The organism is Brachybacterium sacelli, assembly GCF_017876545.1.
GTDB classification, from domain to species: Bacteria; Actinomycetota; Actinomycetes; order Actinomycetales; family Dermabacteraceae; genus Brachybacterium; species Brachybacterium sacelli.
In genome coordinates, this window is sequence record NZ_JAGIOD010000002.1 from 688,168 (window position 1) to 705,447 (window position 17,280).

Genomic DNA, 17,280 nt, shown 5'->3' on the forward strand with positions numbered 1-17,280 from the left:
ACCATCGGGAGCATGAGCACTACGGACTCAGCAGCCTCCGCCGGCCACGACACCGCCGTCATCGGCCCCGACTTCGAGCAGCTTCTGGCCGCAGCGCGCGAGGTCGCCGAGCGCGCCTACGCGCCCTACTCCCGCTTCCGAGTGGGCGCGGCAGCGCTCACCGCCGACGGCCGCCTGGTGCGCGGCTGCAACGTCGAGAACGCCGGCTACGGCGTCACCCTCTGCGCGGAATGCGGACTCATCAGCGAGCTCGTCGCCGGCGGCGGGGGAGAACTGGCCCGTTTCGTGTGCGTCGGCGGGGACGAGCACCTCGGACGCGACGAACGCGAGGTGGTCATGCCCTGCGGACGCTGCCGCCAGCTGCTCTCCGAGCACGCCGCCGACGACCTCGTCGTCCTCACCCCCGAAGGACCCCTGGCCATGGACGCCGTACTGCCCCAGGCCTTCGGACCCGCCGACCTCCGCCCTTGACCACCCGCGCCCCCGACCGACCACGCCCTCGCGGCCCCGTCCGCGCCGCGGACACCAGGACCGCAGCCACCCCATCGAGACCCCTGAGGAGCCCTCCCATGACCGCAGCACCCTCCGACCCCGTCGAGCCCACCCCCGGCGTCGAACCCTTCGACGCCGTCGACGTCATCCGTGCCAAGCGTGACCACGGCCGCCTCAGCGTCGAGCAGATCGACTGGGTGATCGACGCCTACACCCGCGGCGTGGTCGTCGAGGAGCAGATGTCGGCACTGGCCATGGCGATCTTCCTCAACGGTATGGAGCGGGCGGAGATCGCCCGATGGACGGCCGCCATGATCGCCAGCGGTGAGCGGATGGACTTCCAGGCCTTGTCCAAGCCCACCACCGACAAGCACTCCACCGGCGGTGTGGGCGACAAGATCACCCTCCCGCTGGCCCCGCTCGTGGCCAGCTACGGCGTCGCGGTCCCGCAGCTCTCCGGACGCGGGCTCGGCCACACCGGCGGGACCCTCGACAAGCTCGAGGCGATTCCCGGCTGGCGCGCCGCGCTCACCAACGAGGAGATGATGCGGCAGCTCGACGAGGTCGGCGCCGTGATCTGCGCCGCCGGCTCCGGACTCGCCCCGGCGGACAAGAAGCTCTACGCCCTGCGTGACGTCACCGGCACCGTCGAGGCGATCCCGCTGATCGCCAGCTCGATCATGTCCAAGAAGATCGCCGAGGGCACCGCAGCGCTGACCCTGGATGTCAAGACGGGCGCGGGAGCGTTCATGACCGAGGAGGCCGACGCCCGCGAGCTCGCCCGCACCATGGTCGAGCTCGGCACCGACGCCGGCGTGCGCACCGTCGCGCTGCTGACCGACATGTCGGCGCCGCTGGGGCGCACGGCCGGCAATGCGCTCGAGGTGCGCGAGTCGCTCGAGGTGCTGGCCGGTGGCGGCCCGGCCGACGTCGTCGAGCTCACCTGCGCCCTGGCCCGCGAGATGCTCGAGGCGGCCGGGGTGCGCGAGCCCGACGTGGAGGCCGCGCTCGCCGATGGCCGTGCGATGGACTCCTGGCGCGCGATGATCGCCGCCCAGGGCGGCGAGGTCGATGCCCCGCTGCCGACCGCCGAGCACGTCGAGGAGTTCCGGGCGCAGGAGAGCGGCGTGGTGACCGGCCTGGACGCCATGGGCGTGGGAGTGGCCGCGTGGCGGCTCGGGGCCGGACGCTCCCGGCCCGGCGAGGCCGTGCAGGCCGCCGCCGGCGTGGAGATCACGGCGCACATCGGGGACGAGGTGCGCGCCGGGGACGTCCTGGCGCGCCTGCACACCGACACCCCGGAGCGGGTGGCCAGAGCCCTCGAGGCGATCGACGGATCCTGGAGCCTCGCCGCGCCAGGGACCGCGGTTCCGGAGCGCAGGATCGTGCTGGACCGCCTGGCCTGAGTGCGCGCCGCCGCACGGCAGGCGGCAGGACAGGCGGCTGGGCAGGAAGGGCCGGCGGCCGAGGGGTGTTCCCGCGGGAACGTCCCTCGGCCGCCGGCGTCAGAGCGCGCGCAGCGCCGGGAGGATGTGCTCGACCATCAACGGGGCCAGGCGCGCGCCGGTGCCCGGCTCGTCTACCCGGATCCAGCGGTGGTCGGCCAGCTCGGCCCGCACCGCCAGCGGTTCGGGCAGCTCCGTGCGGCAGGAGAACACCGTCGAGCGCACCAACGTGTCCGGCTCGTTGGCGGCGACGGCCTCGAACTCACCCAGCGGCTCGAGATCCCGGGGGTCGAGGTGTACGCCGATCTCCTCGGCGACCTCGCGCACGGCGGCCTCGAGGGCCGTCTCCCCGGGTTCGAGCTTGCCGCCCACCTGCATGTAGGAGCCCGTCCCGCGCTTGCGCACCGCGAGCACCTCCTCGCCGTGGGGGCCGTGTCGCAGGAAGCTGACGGCCGTGATCCGCAGGACGTCGGGCTCCTGCGCACACGGTCGATGGGTGGTCTCCGCCTCGGTGAGAGCGGCCAGGGAGCGCAGTCGGCGGACCCCGGATCGCAGACCTTCCGGGCGCATCCCCGCGCGGATCCAGGCTGCGACGTCCCCGCGCTGGTCCCGGGCGAGCCCCCAGCCGCGGCGCAGCAGTGTCAGCGGCGGCTTGCGGTGTTCGCGCAGGTCCCGCGCCAGGCGCAGGGTGAACACCACCGGGGTGGGGCGGTGCAGCACGATCGCGTCGGCCAGCAGACCGGCCGCGGCCAGCGGGGCGATCAGCTCGGCGGCGAAGATGCCCTCGGCGATGATGACGGGGGCGTCGCCGGCCTCCAAGCGGGTGGTGCCCGTACGGCGGGAGGCGGAGATCGAGTACTCGGGAACGTCGGCGGCACCGTCGTGGGCGATCGCCGTGAGCGCCTCGAGCGCGGCCCCGACGTTCCAGGAGGCCGGGTCGTCCCAGTCCACGATGCCGAAGCGTCGCGGCAGTCCCGGATCGTCGTGGTCGCGGTAGAACTCGTCCAGACCCAGCACGGGAAGGCCCGAGCGCTGGGACATGAGGCCCTTGCCGCTGCCCGAGGGACCGGCGAGCAGAACGATGCGCCGCGGTGGGCGGGGGCGGGATCCGGGGGCAGTCACGAGCGTCGAGTCTAAGCGGTCCCGGGCACGTCACGCCGCTCAGTAGGGGGTGGCCCGGCCCCTCGTGTCATGCGGCGAGGCCGACGACGCTACGGCAGAGCAGCTCGACGCAGTCCGCCAGACGGAAGCCTGCGCCGCCCGTGGTGGCGGCGATCCGGGCCCCGTCACCGGCGGGCTCGGACGGCGATGAGGGAGCGGGACGGGTTCGCACGTGCTCGAACATCGCGGGCCACCGGGCCTGGACCGGGGTCCCGCTCTCGTCCACGACCCGGAACCTTGGTCCGCCGCGAGCCCGGGGTCGCCGGAGGGGCACGAGACGGAGTCCGCCCTCGTGCACGATCACGTGGTGACGCCGACACACCAGGGCAAGGCCCTCGATGTCCGTGAGCCCGCCCTGCGACCAGGGCGTCACGTGATGGGCATCCAGATTCCTGCTCTGGTGGCAGCCGGGGAAGCAGCAGGTGCCGTCGCGCAGCCTCAGCGCGCGACGCTGGGCACGGGAGGCGAGCCGGCGGGCACGACCGAGATGGAGAATCTCGCCGCCCGCGTCGGTGAGGACGATCGCGACGCGGCCCGTGCAGGCGAGGCGTTCCGCGGTACGGGTCTCGAGCGATCCGCCGCCGACGACGCCGCATCGCTGGGGCGTTCCCGAGGGAACGCGCCCGGCGTCTGCATCGGTGAGATGTTCGGGGTTCGCCGCGGGACCGTCGTGGACCAGGGCCGAGGCGTCGACCTGCACCACGACCAGGTGGCGGTCCTCTCCGGAGCGATCCCCGGGCGCAGCGGCGAGGAACCCCCGGGCGACTTCGTGGACGGCATCGGCGCGGCGCTGGGCGAGGGTGGGGGCAGTGGTCGCGCGGGCGTCCTCGGCGGCAGCGACGTCGGCTTCGGCTTCGGCGAGAGTGTCCTCGCTTGCGGGATGCCCCGCGTGCTCGTCCGCGAGCTCGACCGAGGGCTCGTCAGTTCGCTCGACCGAGGGAACGGCGGTCCCGTCCCGTTGCAGCGCGGTCTCGAGGGCGGTGATCATCTCGGCGCCGGCTTCCGCGGGGAGCACGGCACGGATCTCGACCATTCCGTCCTCCCGGGTGCGCCAGCGGGCCTCGCGCACGGCGTCCTGGCCCAGGCGGCTGCCGTCGATCGCCCGGAACGAGGAGACTGCGCGAGCCAGCTGGGAGGCCGTCGTGCAGCGCGCCAGCTCGACCAGCTGCTCCTCCTCGACGCGGTCGGCGACCCGGGTCATCTCCCGCACCTTCGAGTAGGAGAGCCGACCGGCGCGGAACTCCGCGACCGTGCGCGGCATCGACGGCAGGGCGCGCGCCACCCTCACGTGCTCGCGTGCAGTGCCCGGCGACATCGAGCAGGACCAGGCCAGCCAGTGTGCCGTGGACTTGAGCCCGACGAACCAGCCCACCCCTTCGCGGGCATCGAAGTCGGCGAGCATCAGCAGCAGCTCGCAGGTTGCCTCGGCGAGGTGCGCCGCCTGCCGCTGGATCCGTTCCCCGAGGCTCTCGGCGTCGGCCCGCGCGAGACGCCCGGGACCAGCGGGGGAGGGCATATCGGCGGCGGGGTCGTGGTCGTGGTCGTGGGCGGAGGACGGCGGGACGCGGGACATGACGGCGGCTCCATCTGCAGGGCGATGACGTGCCCACGAGCACAGCAGCCGACTCGAGAGCCGGGAAGGACCGAGTCACGGGATGGGGACGAGCACCCCTTGTGGAGGAAGGACCCTCTGAGCTTCGTGACCCGATCGTCGCCGCGGCGGATGCGGAGTGTCGGGGCACTCTGCCAGGATCGCCCCATGACGACTTCCGACCGCGCTCAGTTCGCCGCCCTCATCGATCACACCCTCCTCAAGCCCGAGGCCACCCGGGACGACGTCACCGCACAGCTGCGCGAGGCCGAGGAGCTGGGCACCTACTCGGTGTGCATCTCCCCCTCGATGCTCCCGGTCCGGACCTCGGTCAAGGTGGCGACGGTCTGCGGCTTCCCCTCCGGCCAGCACGCCCCGGCGATCAAGGCCGCCGAGGCCGCCGATTCCGTGGCCAAGGGGGCCGACGAGGTCGATATGGTCCTCAATGTCGGGCTCGCCCGGGCCGGCGAGTACGCCGCCGTCGAGGACGAGATCCGTGCGGTGCGGGAGACCGCACCGTCGCCGGTCGTCCTGAAGGTGATCATCGAGTCCGCAGCCCTGACCGACGAGCAGATCGTCGCCGTCTGCGAGGCCGCCGAACGCGCCGGGGCCGACTTCGTGAAGACGTCCACCGGTTTCCATCCCGACGGTGGTGCCACCGAGCACGCCGTGCAGCTCATGCGACGCACCGTCGGCGACCGGCTCGGGGTCAAGGCCTCCGGCGGGATCCGCACCCGCGAGGCGGCCGAGGCGATGGTCGCCGCCGGCGCGAGTCGCCTGGGGCTGTCCTCCTCGCGGGCGATCCTCGAGGGCGGCACCGGCACCGGGTACTGACCGGGAGCACGGAGGCCTGAGCCGGGCGCCGCGCTGTTCGGGCCTGGCCGAGCACCTCGCGCAGCTCAGGCCTGGCCGAGCACCTCGCGCAGCTCACCGTTCAGCTGCTCCAGGCGCTCGCCGGATCGGGCCCGGATGCTCGTCATCTCCGCCCGGGACGTTCCCGCGGGAACGTCCTGGACCACCTCGAGATAGCACTTGAGCTTGGGCTCGGTGCCCGAGGGACGGACCACCACCCGGGTGTCGTCGGCGCTGCGCAGGAGCAGGCCCTCGGTCGGCGGCAGTCCGGTGGTCCCGACCGAGCCCTGCGAGAGGTCCTCGGTGGTGGTGACCGCCGAGCCGAGCAGATGGGTCGGCGGGGCGGTGCGCAGCTGTTTCATCATCGCGGGGATCCGTGCGAGGTCCTCGACCCGGATCGACAGCTGGGAGGTCGCGAACAGCCCGTGCACCGCGGCGAGCTCGTCCAGGCGGTCGATCAGCGTCGTGCCCTCCGCTCTCGCGAGGGCGGCCATCTCGGCGACCATGAGCGCGGCGGAGAGCCCGTCCTTGTCACGCACCACCTCGGGCAGCACGCAGTATCCGATCGCCTCCTCGTAACCGTAGACGATGCCCTCGGCCCGGGCGATCCACTTGAAGCCGGTCAGCGTCGTCGCGGGCTCGCGGCCCGCCTGCTGCGCCACCCGGTCCAGCCAGCGACTGGAGACGAGGGAGCGGGCGAGGACCCCGTCGTACCCGTGGTGACGGATCAGGTGATCACCGAGCAAGACGCCCAGCTCGTCGCCCGTCAGCATCCGCCAGTCACCCCGGTGCGCATCGTGCACGGCGGCGGCGCACCGATCGGCATCGGGATCGTTGGCGATCACCACATCGGCCTCGACCGTGCGCGCCAACTCGAGAGCGAGGTCGATCGCGCCCGGCTCCTCCGGATTCGGGAAGGAGACGGTCGGGAAGTCCGGGTCGGGGTCGGCCTGCTTGGCGACCGGGTGCACCTCGGGGAAGCCGGTGCGGTGCAGCGCCGCCAGCGCCGTCTCGGTGCCGACGCCGTGCATCGCGGTGTGCACGATCCGCACGTCCCGCGGCCCCTCCGGATCCGGCAGCGCGCAGATCGCCGCGAGGTAGTCCTCGCGCAGACCCTCGCCCAGCTGATCCCAGCCGCCGGCGGCGACGGGGATCGCGAGAACGGGGCCGACGGCGGCGATGCGGGCGGCGATCTGTCCGTCCGAGGGCGGCACGATCTGCACGCCGCGGCCGTCCTCCTCCGCGGCGCGTCCGCCGAGGTAGACCTTGTAGCCGTTGTCGGCCGGCGGGTTGTGGCTGGCGGTGACGACGATGCCCGCGTCGGCCTCGAGGTGCCGCACCGCGAAGGCCACCAGCGGGGTGGGGCCGAACCGCTCGAGCAGGTGGACGCGGCAGCCCGCCGCGGTGAGGATCGCCGCCGAGGTCTCGGCGAAGTCCTGGGAGCGGTAGCGGGCGTCGTAGCCGATCACGACGGCAGGCGACTCGATCCCGAGGTCGCCGAGCAGGTGGTCGGCGAGTCCCCGTGCGGCGCGGGAGACCACGGCGAGGTTCATCCGGTGCGGACCGGGCCCCATCCGCCCCCGCAGACCGGCCGTGCCGAACTGGAGATCGGCGGAGAAGGCGTCGGTGAGCTCGTCGATCGCCGGGCCGTCCCCGGCGCGGGCCTGCTCGAGCAGGGAGGTCAGCGCCGAGCGGGTCGCCGGATTGGGGTCGTCCGCGATCCAGGCCTCCGCGCGCTCGTGCAGCGTCGGTCCCGGATCCGCGGGGGCGGGGGAGCCTGCGTCCTGGGGAGGCATCACGCGCTCGCCCCACCGGTGATGCGGCGGACGGTCTCGGCGAGCAGGGACGAGATCCGCGGGCCCGCGTCCCGGCCGGCCTCGAGGACCTCCTGGTGGCTGAGGGCCTGTGCGCTGATGCCCGCGGCCCGGTTCGTCACCAGGGAGATGCCCAGCAGGTCCATCCCGGCCTCGCGGGCGGCGATCGCCTCGAGCGCGGTGGACATGCCGACCAGGTGCGCGCCGATCGTCCTGGCCATCTGCACCTCGGCCGGGGTTTCGTACGTCGGCCCCTGGAACTGCATGTACACCCCTTCGTCGAGGCTCGGGTCGACCTCCCGGGCGATGTCCCGCAGCGCCGGGGTGTACAGATCGGTGAGGTCGACGAAGTTCGCGCCCGCCAGCGGGGTGGCGCCGGTGAAGTTGATCTGGTCGGAGATGAGCACCGGCGTGCCGGGCGCCCAGGAGGGGTCGATCCCTCCGCAGCCGTTGGTCAGCACCATGGTCCGGGCGCCGGTCGCGGCGGCGGTGCGCACCCCGTGCACCACGGCGTCGACGCCGGCCCCTTCGTAGAAGTGGGTACGGGCGCCGAGGACCAGGGCGCGGGCCCCGCTGCCCTCGAGGCGGACCGAGCGGAGGGTGCCGACGTGCCCGGCGACCGCCGGGGGCCGGAACCCGGGGACGGTGGTGGCATCGGCCTGCCAGACGGTCTCGCCGAGCAGATCCGCGGCACCGGACCAGCCCGACCCCAGCACCAGGGCGAGGTCGTGGGAGGCGACGCCGCTGGCCTCGGCGATCGCGGCGGCGGCGTCGCGGGCGAGCAGGTACGGGTCGGAGGGGGTCTCAGTCATGGATCGAAGGTAACGCAGGCCGCTGCTTCCACGCCGCAGAAACGGTCCCCGACCTCGGCGCGGTGGGCCACAATGGAGGGCGTGAGCGATCCCAGCACCGCCCTCCCCTCGGACCCCCATCGAGTCACCAGCGCCGGTGGCAGCACGAGGGTCGTGATCGTCGGCGGCGGACCCGGGGGCTACGAGGCCGCGCTGGCCGCCGCCCGTCTCGGCGCGGACACGGTGCTGATCGAGGAGCGGGGCGTCGGGGGCGCTGCCGTGCTCACCGACGTCGTCCCCTCCAAGACCCTCATCGCCACGGCCGACGTGCTCGACGTCGTCGGCACCTCCCAGGAGCTCGGGATCCGTGACGCCGACAGCGGTTCCGCACCCGGTGCCGGGACCCTGGACGTCGACCTCGGTGCCGTCAACGAGCGCGTCCAGCGCCTCGCCGCCGCGCAGTCCGAGGACATCCGCTCCAGCGTCCGCGACGCCGGGGTGCGCATCCTCGAGGGTCGGGGCCGCCTGACCGGACCCTCCGAGGTCGAGGTCCTGGACGCCGACGGCGCGAGGACGGAGAAGCTCGGGGCCGACGTGATCCTGCTGGCCGTGGGGGCCCGGCCCCGGGAGCTGGAGTCCGCTCCCTCCGATGGGGAGCGGATCCTGAGCTGGACCCAGCTCTACGCGCTGGACCGCCTGCCGGAGCACCTGATCGTCGTCGGCTCCGGCGTGACCGGTGCCGAGTTCGCCAGCGCCTACCGGGCGCTGGGCAGCGAGGTCACCCTGGTCTCCTCCCGCGAGAAGGTCCTGCCCGGCACCGACGTCGACGCGGCCGACGTGCTCGAGGACGCCTTCGCCCGTCGCGGCGTGCACGTGCGCTCCCGCTCCCGGGCGGCCTCCGCACGCCGCGAGGGCGACGGGGTCGTGGTGGGCCTCACCTCGGGCGAGGAGATCGCCGGCAGCCACGTGCTGATGGCACTGGGCGGGATCCCGTGGACCGCCGACCTCGGTTTGGAGGAGGTGGGCGTGCGGGTGAAGGACTCGGGCCACATCGACACCGACCGGGTCTCGCGCACCTCCGTGCGCGGCATCTACGCCGCCGGCGACTGCACGGGCGTGTACCCGCTGGCCTCGGTCGCCGCCATGCAAGGGCGCATCGCCATGCACCATGCCCTGGGCGAGGCGGTCTCCCCGCTGATCTCCGCGCAGGTCTCCTCGGCGATCTTCACCAGTCCGGAGATCGCCGTGGTCGGGGTGAGCGAGCAGGACGTGAAGGACGGTGTCGTCGCCGGTGAGGTGCTCACCCTCGCGCTGGACACCAATCCCCGCGCGAAGATGCAGGGGCTGACCGAGGGGTTCGTGAAGCTCGTCGTGCGCCCCGGTTCCCACACCGTGCTCGGCGCGGTGGTGGTCTCCCCGAGGGCGAGCGAGCTGATCCTGCCCTACACCCTCGCCGTCGCCCACCGCCTCACCGCGGACCAGGTCGCCGGGACCTCGACCGTCTACCCCTCGCTGACCGGCTCGCTCGCGGAGGTGGCGCGACGGGCGACGATCACCGTCGCCCGCTGATCCGGCACCAGGGGCCGAGGCCCGTCAGTCCGCGAGCTGGCAGAGCACCGCGCCCGCGGAGACGGTCGCGCCGATCTCGGCGGTCAGGCCCTGGACGACCCCGGAGCGGTGCGCGGTGATCGGCTGCTCCATCTTCATCGCCTCGAGCACCACGAGCAGGTCGCCGTCGGCGACGGTCTGGCCCTCCTCGGCGACGATCTTGACGATGGTGCCCTGCATGGGCGCGGTGACCGCGTTGCCGCCAGCGGCCTTGTCGCCGACCGCGCGATGGCTGCGCTTGCGGCGCTGGCGCACCGACTGCTGCGGTGCGCGCAGCGAAGCGGGAAGGCTGATCTCGACCCGGCGGCCGTCGACCTCGACCACGACCGCCTCGCGGTCCTCGGCCTCCTCGGGCTGAGCCGGCAGCGGGGCGGCCGGGAGATCGCCCGCGAACTCGGTCTCGATCCACCGGGTGTGGACCGCGAAGGGTTCCTCGGGCGAGGCCGGGGCGAACGCAGGATCCTCGACCACGGCGCGGTGGAAGGGCAGCACGGTCGGGACCCCGTCGATGCGGAACTCGGCCAGGGCGCGGCGGGAGCGCTCGAGGGCCTCCTGCCGGGTGGCACCGGTGATCACGAGCTTGGCCAGCATGGAGTCGAAGGCGCCGGAGACCTCGTCACCGGCGCGCACGCCCGACTCGATGCGCACGCCCGGGCCGGAGGGCACGTCGTAGCGCTGGATGCGCCCGGGGGCGGGCATGAAGCCGCGGCCCGGGTCCTCGCCGTTGATGCGGAACTCGAAGGAGTGCCCGCGCACCAGCGGGTCCTCGCTGGAGATGGACTCCCCGGCGGCGATGCGCAGCTGCTCGCGGACCAGGTCCACACCGGCGACCTCCTCGGTCACCGGGTGCTCGACCTGGAGTCGCGTGTTGACCTCGAGGAAGGAGATGGTGCCGTCGGCGCCGACCAGGAACTCGCAGGTGCCGGCGCCGACGTAGCCGGCCTCGCGCAGGATCGCCTTGGAGGAGGAGACCAGCTGCGCGTTCTGCTGGGAGGTGAGGAACGGCGCCGGCGCCTCCTCGACCAGCTTCTGGTGACGACGCTGCAGGGAGCAGTCCCGGGTGGAGACCACCTGGACATTGCCGTGGATGTCCGCGATGCACTGGGTCTCGACGTGCCGGGGCGCATCGAGGTAGCGCTCCACGAAGCACTCGCCGCGCCCGAAGGAGGACACGGCCTCCCGCACGGCCGAGTCGAACAGCTCGCGCACCTCGGACTCCTCGCGGGCGACCTTCAGGCCGCGACCACCGCCGCCGAAGGCGGCCTTGATGGCGATCGGCAGACCGTTGGCGCGGGCGAAGTCGACCACCTCGTCGGAGCTGGCGACCGGGTCCTTGGTGCCCGCGACCAGGGGTGCCCCGGCTTTCTGGGCGATGTGGCGGGCCGAGACCTTGTCCCCGAGCTTCTCGATGGCCGACGGGGGCGGCCCGATCCACGTCAGCCCGGCGTCGATGACGGCCTGCGCGAAGTCGGCGCGCTCGGAGAGGAACCCGTAGCCGGGGTGGATCGCATCCGCCCCGGAGCGGTGGGCGATGTCGAGGATCTTGTCGACGACCAGGTACGAGCTGGCGGCGGTGCTGCCCCCGAGGGCGTAGGCCTCGTCGGCGATCTGCGTGTGCAGCGCGTCGCGGTCGGGGTCGGCGTACACGGCGACCGAGCGGAGCCCGGCGTCCCGGCAGGCTCGTGCGACCCGCACCGCGATCTCTCCACGGTTGGCGATCAGCACCGTGGACAGGGGGCGGGGCTTGGAGGAGCGTGCGGGCATCGGCGAGGGTTCCTTCCGGGAGTCAGCAGAGGCCGAGTCTAGTACCGCGCGGGCTCACGCGGACGCAGGCGGCGGGGTGGTGGCCGCGGAGTCCTCCCCGGTGGCGGAGGACAGTGCGGCATCCCACAGCTCGTGGACGCCCAGACCGACCTCGCCCAGCATCCGGCGCAGCAGCGGCAGCGACAGCCCGACGACGGCGTGCGGGTCACCCTCGACCCCCTCGATGAACGGGCCGGCGAGCCCGTCGAGGGTGAAGGCGCCCGCCACGCCAAGCGGATCACCGGTGGCCACGTAGGCCTCGATCTCCTCGTCGGTCACGTCCGCGAAGGTGACGCGGCAGCTCGCGGTAGCCCCGAAGGTCGCCGCGGTGCCGCCGTCGGCCTCGTCGCGGTCGTCGACCAGCCAGTGCCCGGAGTGCAGGGTGGCGGAGCGCCCTCGCATCGCCCGCCAGCGCTGTGCGGCGCGTGCGGGCGTGTGCGGCTTGCCGATGGATTCGCCGTCGAGCTCGAGCATCGAGTCGCAGCCGAGCACCAGGTAGCCGCCGTCGCTGCGGGCGGTCGCGGCCAGCGCCTTTTCACGGGCCAGCAGCAGCACCTCCTCAGCGGGGGTGAGGGCGTCGTCGAGATCCCCGGAGGCGGTGGCGCGCTCGCGGGCCGCGGCGAGGATCGCCTCCTCGTCGAGATCGACGGGGAGGGTGCCGTGCTCGATGCGAGCCGCGCGCAGGGTGGCGCGGCGACCGGCCGAGGCGGAGGCGAGCAGCAGGAGCGGATCGTGGTCCGGCGGCTCGCCGGGGGCCCCGGTGTCGGCGGTCGCGGCGGGGGAGGTGGCAGTCGGGTGCGTCATGACGGTGCTCCTTCGAGGACGGACAGCGGCAGGCTCCCCGGTTCGAGGGGTCAGCGGTCGGAGAACTGCCAGGCGGTGGACGAGGCGTGGTGGCGCAGCGGGTGGGAGCGCGGATGACTGTGCACGGGATCGCTCCAGGCGCCCGGGCCGTCGACACGCCCCTCGGCGAGGGAGCGCTCCTCGGCCTCCAGCCGGCTGGTGACGCTCATCGCGGAGACCACGACGGCGATCGCCGCCAGCTCGTCGGCGGCGAGACGACCCTGGACCAGGCGGACGTCCGCGCGGGGCACGGTGACCTGGTCGGAGGAGGGGACCGGCCCGGTCACAGCGGGATGTTCCCGTGCTTCTTGGTGGGCAGGGAGTCGCGCTTGGTGCGCAGGGCGCGCAGTGCCCGGGCGATCTCGAGCCGGGTGTCGGCGGGGCGGATCACGCCGTCGATCCAGCCGCGCTCTGCCGCGGTGTACGGGGTCGCGAACTGCTCCTCGTACTCGGTCTCGAGCTTGGCGCGCTCGGCGGCGACGTCCCCGCCGTCCTCCTGCACGGTGCGCAGCTGCTGGCGATGCAGGATGTTGACCGCACCCTGCGAACCCATCACGGCGATCTGCGCGGTCGGCCAGGCGAGGTTGAGGTCGGCGCCGAGCTCCTTGGAGCCCATCACGATGTACGCCCCGCCGTAGGCCTTGCGGGTGATGACCGTGACCAGCGGGACGGTCGCCTCCGCATAGGCGTACAGCAGCTTGGCGCCGCGCCGGATGATGCCGCCGAACTCCTGGTCGGTGCCGGGCAGGAAGCCCGGCACGTCCACGAAGGTCAGCACCGGGATGTTGAAGGCGTCGCACAGGCGCACGAAGCGCGCGGCCTTCTCGGAGGCGTCGATGTCCAGGGTGCCGGCCAGATGCGAGGGCTGGTTGGCGATGATGCCGACGCTGTAGCCCTCGACGCGCCCGAAACCGACCAGGATGCTCTGGGCGAACAATGGCTGGACCTCGAGGAACTCCTCGTCGTCCAGGACGGTGCGCAGCACCGTGAGCATGTCGTAGGGCTGGTTCGGGGAATCCGGGATGAGCGAGTCCAGTGCCGTGTCCTGCGCGGTGGGCGACTCCTCGAAGCGCACCGGGAAGGAGGGCGCCGGGCTCAGGGTGTTGGCCGGCAGGTAGCTCAGGAGGTCCTTGACGTACTCGATGGCCTCGTCCTCGTCCGGGGCCATGTAGTGCGCCACGCCGGAGCGGGAGGAGTGCGTGCGGGCGCCGCCCAGCTCCTCGAAGCCGACGTCCTCGCCGGTCACGGTCCGGATCACGTCGGGTCCCGTGATGAACATGTGCGAGGTCTTCTCGACCATCACGATGAAGTCCGACAGGGCGGGGAGTACACCGCGCCGCCCGCAGCAGGGCCCATGATCATGGAGATCTGCGGGACCACGCCCGAGGAGCGGGTGTTGCGGCGCATGATGCCCGCGAAGGCGGCCAGCGAGGCCACGCCCTCCTGGATGCGGGCGCCGCCGCCGTCGAGCATGCCGATGACCGGCACGCCCGTCGTCAGGGCGAGGTCCTGGATCTTCTGGATCTTGCGGCCGTGGGCCTCCCCGAGGGAGCCGCCGAAGACGGTGAAGTCCTGGGCGTAGACGCACACCTGACGGCCGTCGATGGTGCCGTGCCCGGTGACGATGCCGTCGCCGTCGGGTCGCTTGCGATCGATGCCGTAGGCATGGGCCTGATGGCGGACGAACCGGTCGGTCTCGACGAAGGAGCCGTCGTCCAGCAGGTCGGCGATGCGTTCGCGGGCCGTCTTCTTCCCCCGGGCGTGCTGCTTCTGGACGGCGACCTCGTCGGCCGCGGAGACGACGGCGGCGTCGCGCTCGCGGAGGTCCTCGAGTCGCTGGGCGGTGGTGAGCGGCCGCGGGGCGTCGGTCACGGGACCTCCTGCTGCGGCCCGAGGGGCCGCCATGAATCCGGGGAGATGAACACCGGGATACTACGCTACGACCAGTCGGCGACGCCCGCTGCGGATGCGCTCCGTCGGACATGTCTCCGACCCGGTCGGCACCGCGGGGCCGCCGTCATCAGCACCACAGGAAGGGCGAGGACAGTGGATCGCTCAGAGGCCGTCCCCGATCGCGGGCCGATCCCTGCCCCGGTGATCCATCGGCTCGCGCGCGTGCCCTCGACCCAGGACGAGGCGGCGCGCCGCCTGGCCGCCGGCCAGGAGACGCCCTTCGCGGTGGCCACCGGGGAGCAGACCGCCGGGCGTGGACGACTGGGCCGGAGCTTCGCGAGCCCCGACGGCGGCAACGTCTACCTGACCTATGTCCACCGCACCCGCCTGGCTCCGCAGCGGCGCAGCTGGATCCCGCTGGTCGCCGGGCTCGCCGCACTCGAGGCAGTGACCTCGGCGGTCGGGGACCGGGGCCCGGTGCTGGGACTGAAATGGCCCAACGACCTCCACCTCGAGGACGGCCGCAAGCTCGGCGGGATCCTCGTCGAGGGGCGCGGGAGCGACGCCGTGCTGATCGGTATCGGGCTGAACGTGCGCGGGCCGGTCCGCGGCGCCGACGGGGCCCCGGTGCCGGGAGCGGCCTGGCTGCTCGGGGACGAGGGGATCCGCGCGACCGGCGAGCAGCGCGAGGGAGCGGGGGACCCCGAGGCGATGCGCGCCCGGATCGAGCGGGCCCTGGCCGGCGCGCTCGCCGCCGAGCTGGCGGCGCTGGAATCCACGGAGGGGGACGCGGACGCAGCACGGTCCGCGGACCGTTACACTATGACGTGCCTCACACTCGGGCAGGCGGTGCGGGTCGATCCCCTGGGATCGGCCGGCACGGGCGGAGCACGGTCCTCCTCCCTGCGCGGCATCGCCCGAGCCGTCGATGCGCATGGCCGCCTGGTGGTCGACCTCGACGAGGGCGGCCGCCGGGCCGTGGACGTCGGCGACGTGAGACATGTGAGGCCGGGCGGACCCGCTCGGCCCGCGACGGGTGCCGCTCGCGGCGCCGAACAGGAGGTACACGGCACGTGACGGGCGGCAGCGAAGACCTGGAGCGCAGCATCACCTCGGACGGGTCACCACCGTCGGAGCCCTCGAGCGTCCCCCCGGAGCAGTCACCCGACCTCGTGCAGACCTCGCTCGACGACCAGGAGATCCTCGATCTCAATCGACGCTTCGCCGAGGTGCGGCGCAGTGTCGGGGCGCTGGAGAAGGTGCTGCTGCAGGGCCCGCGGAAGTACTCGCGTCGCGACCTGGCCCAGCGCCAGGACATCCCGGAGCGGCTGGCCTCCGTGTACTGGCGCTCGCTCGGCTTCACCCCGGTGGACGAGGACACCGTGGTGTTCACCGAGGAGGACGCCTACTCGATCGGGGACCTCTCCGCGATCGTCGAGGACGGCGTGCTCTCCGAGCGCGCCTTCGCGAGCATCACCCGTGGCCTGGGCTTCCACATGGGCCGGCTCGCCATGTGGATCACCGAGGCCCTGGTCGACGAGGCCAAGCACGCCGACGGGGCCGACGACGCCGAGGCCCGCCAGCAGATGCTCGACTCGATCCCCGAGCTGCTCGAGACCCTCGAGTCCCAGGTCATGTTCACCTTCCGCCGGCAGCTCGCGGCGTACGCGGCGCGAGCCGGCTCCGAGGTGCTCCACCGCGACACCGACGAGCTGTTCCCGCTGCAGCGGGCCGTGGGCTTCGCCGACCTGGTGCAGTTCACCCGCCTGGCCCAGGACCTCTCCGGTGCCGAGCTCGCCGACGTCGTCGGCCGTTTTGAGGCGGTGGGACGCGATGTGATCTCCGTCGGCGGCGGCCGCGTGGTCAAGACCGTCGGCGACGAGATCATGTTCCTGGCCGACACGCCCGAGGACGGCGCGCAGATCGCCGTCAGCCTCGCCGAGGCCATCACCTCCGACCCCGCCCTGCCCCCGATCCGGGTGGGACTGTCCTGGGGATCGATGTTCTCCCGGTACGGTGACGTCTTCGGGCCCAAGGTCAACCTCGCCGCCCGGATGGAGTCCGTGGCCCGCCCCGGGTCCGTGATGGTCGACGCCGAGACCGCCGCAGCCGTCACCCAGGCGTTGCCGGGGGGCTTCAGCATCACCGAGGGCGAGGACGTGGAGCTCCACGGCATCGGCACGGTGCGGGTGCAGGAGATGCGCCGGGACCGCTCGGCGCCGCTCGACATGGGCCTGTGAGGACGGGGCCCCGCGCCCCGTCGCCCGCTGCGACATAGGATGGAACGCGTGACACGACTGCTACTCGTCGAGGACGACTCGGCCATCGCTGAACCTCTCTCCCGCGCACTGGACCGCGAGGGGTACGACGTCACGCGCGCCTCGCGCGGCATGGACGCGCTCGCGATCGCCGCCGGCGGGGACCCGATCGACGTCGTGATCCTCGATCTCGGCCTGCCTGACCTGGACGGTCTCGAGGTCGCCCGCCGGCTGCGCAAGGGCGGTCTCGAATCGCCGATCCTGATCCTCACCGCCCGGGCCGATGAGGTCGACGCCGTGGTGGGCCTCGATGCCGGCGCCGACGACTACGTGACCAAACCCTTCCGGCTCGGCGAGCTCCAGGCCCGCATCCGCGCCCTGATGCGCCGCACCCAGGTCGTGGAGGAGTCGGGCGACGCCTTCGACGTCAACGGCGTGACCCTCGACGTCTCCGCGCGCCGCGCCTACGTCGACGGCGAGGAGCTGAGCCTGTCGGCCAAGGAGTACGACCTGCTGACCGTGCTGGTGCGCGAGTCGGGCAGCGTCGTCACCCGCGACGACCTCATGCGAGAGGTCTGGGGCGCCGAGTGGTGGGGCTCGACCAAGACCCTCGACATGCACATCTCGTGGCTGCGCCGCAAGCTCGGGGACGACGCCACCAACCCGCGCCGGATCACGACGGTCAGGGGTGTCGGCTTCCGCTTCGAGACCGGCGCGGAGAGCTGACGG

The 17,280-nt window shown here is 73.0% G+C and carries 14 protein-coding genes and 1 pseudogene; 7 read left to right on the top strand and 8 right to left on the bottom strand.

Annotated elements, in window-relative coordinates; genetic code table 11:
• The first annotated feature begins 12 nt into the window (after positions 1–12).
• Positions 13–471: a cytidine deaminase gene (locus JOF43_RS17305; protein WP_209904287.1), complete on the top strand. Its 459-nt coding sequence runs from the start codon at positions 13–15 to the stop codon at positions 469–471.
• Between the two features lie 98 nt (positions 472–569).
• Positions 570–1,898: a thymidine phosphorylase gene (locus tag JOF43_RS17310; protein ID WP_209904289.1), complete on the top strand. Its 1,329-nt coding sequence runs from the start codon at positions 570–572 to the stop codon at positions 1,896–1,898.
• A gap of 99 nt (positions 1,899–1,997) precedes the next feature.
• Here JOF43_RS17310 and JOF43_RS17315 read toward each other — a convergent pair whose 3' ends face one another.
• A complete protein-coding gene (locus JOF43_RS17315; RefSeq protein ID WP_342592224.1) occupies positions 1,998–3,059 on the bottom strand; it encodes an NUDIX domain-containing protein in 1,062 nt (353 codons plus the stop codon).
• Between the two features lie 67 nt (positions 3,060–3,126).
• On the bottom strand, positions 3,127–4,671 hold the full coding sequence (locus JOF43_RS17320; RefSeq protein WP_209904291.1) for an HNH endonuclease signature motif containing protein: 1,545 nt from the start codon (positions 4,669–4,671) through the stop codon (positions 3,127–3,129).
• A gap of 186 nt (positions 4,672–4,857) precedes the next feature.
• Between JOF43_RS17320 and deoC the strand changes: the two genes are divergently transcribed.
• Positions 4,858–5,523, top strand: a complete 666-nt coding sequence (gene deoC / locus JOF43_RS17325) for a deoxyribose-phosphate aldolase (protein ID WP_209904293.1) — start codon at positions 4,858–4,860, stop codon at positions 5,521–5,523.
• 65 nt (positions 5,524–5,588) lie between these two features.
• Here the strand turns inward: deoC and JOF43_RS17330 are convergent, their stop codons facing one another.
• Together JOF43_RS17330 and JOF43_RS17335 are read right to left on the bottom strand one after the other, a co-directional pair.
• Complete coding sequence (locus tag JOF43_RS17330) at positions 5,589–7,337, bottom strand: phospho-sugar mutase (protein WP_209904295.1); 1,749 nt, start codon at positions 7,335–7,337, stop codon at positions 5,589–5,591.
• Positions 7,337–8,167: a purine-nucleoside phosphorylase gene (locus JOF43_RS17335; RefSeq protein WP_209904297.1), complete on the bottom strand. Its 831-nt coding sequence runs from the start codon at positions 8,165–8,167 to the stop codon at positions 7,337–7,339. The genes JOF43_RS17330 and JOF43_RS17335 overlap by 1 nt, the downstream gene beginning before the upstream one ends.
• An 81-nt stretch (positions 8,168–8,248) precedes the next feature.
• On the opposite strand from JOF43_RS17335, the gene JOF43_RS17340 reads away from it, so the two are divergent.
• On the top strand, positions 8,249–9,715 hold the full coding sequence (locus JOF43_RS17340; protein ID WP_342592225.1) for an NAD(P)H-quinone dehydrogenase: 1,467 nt from the start codon (positions 8,249–8,251) through the stop codon (positions 9,713–9,715).
• A 24-nt stretch (positions 9,716–9,739) separates the two neighbouring features.
• On the opposite strand, the gene JOF43_RS17345 is transcribed toward JOF43_RS17340, so the two are convergent.
• The 4 genes and pseudogenes from JOF43_RS17345 to JOF43_RS17360 form a co-directional block, all read right to left on the bottom strand.
• Positions 9,740–11,518: an acetyl/propionyl/methylcrotonyl-CoA carboxylase subunit alpha gene (locus JOF43_RS17345; protein WP_245354598.1), complete on the bottom strand. Its 1,779-nt coding sequence runs from the start codon at positions 11,516–11,518 to the stop codon at positions 9,740–9,742.
• 54 nt (positions 11,519–11,572) lie between these two features.
• On the bottom strand, positions 11,573–12,361 hold the full coding sequence (locus tag JOF43_RS17350) for a Maf family protein (RefSeq protein WP_209904301.1): 789 nt from the start codon (positions 12,359–12,361) through the stop codon (positions 11,573–11,575).
• A 50-nt stretch (positions 12,362–12,411) separates the two neighbouring features.
• Positions 12,412–12,687 (bottom strand): hypothetical protein, encoded by a 276-nt coding sequence (locus JOF43_RS17355; protein ID WP_209904303.1) that lies wholly within the window; start codon positions 12,685–12,687, stop codon positions 12,412–12,414.
• Positions 12,684–14,305 (bottom strand): annotated as a pseudogene (locus tag JOF43_RS17360) (acyl-CoA carboxylase subunit beta). The gene JOF43_RS17355 and the pseudogene JOF43_RS17360 overlap by 4 nt, the downstream one beginning before the upstream one ends.
• A gap of 141 nt (positions 14,306–14,446) precedes the next feature.
• Here JOF43_RS17360 and JOF43_RS17365 point away from each other — a divergent pair.
• Genes JOF43_RS17365 through JOF43_RS17375 form a run of 3 tightly spaced genes read left to right on the top strand, consistent with a single transcriptional unit; the run spans position 14,447 to position 17,277 of the window.
• Positions 14,447–15,370 (top strand): biotin--[acetyl-CoA-carboxylase] ligase, encoded by a 924-nt coding sequence (locus tag JOF43_RS17365; RefSeq protein WP_343926919.1) that lies wholly within the window; start codon positions 14,447–14,449, stop codon positions 15,368–15,370.
• On the top strand, positions 15,367–16,533 hold the full coding sequence (locus JOF43_RS17370) for an adenylate/guanylate cyclase domain-containing protein (RefSeq protein ID WP_209904306.1): 1,167 nt from the start codon (positions 15,367–15,369) through the stop codon (positions 16,531–16,533). Before JOF43_RS17365 ends, JOF43_RS17370 begins: the two co-directional genes overlap by 4 nt.
• A gap of 48 nt (positions 16,534–16,581) precedes the next feature.
• Positions 16,582–17,277: a response regulator transcription factor gene (locus tag JOF43_RS17375; RefSeq protein ID WP_209904308.1), complete on the top strand. Its 696-nt coding sequence runs from the start codon at positions 16,582–16,584 to the stop codon at positions 17,275–17,277.
• Positions 17,278–17,280 lie beyond the last annotated feature (3 nt).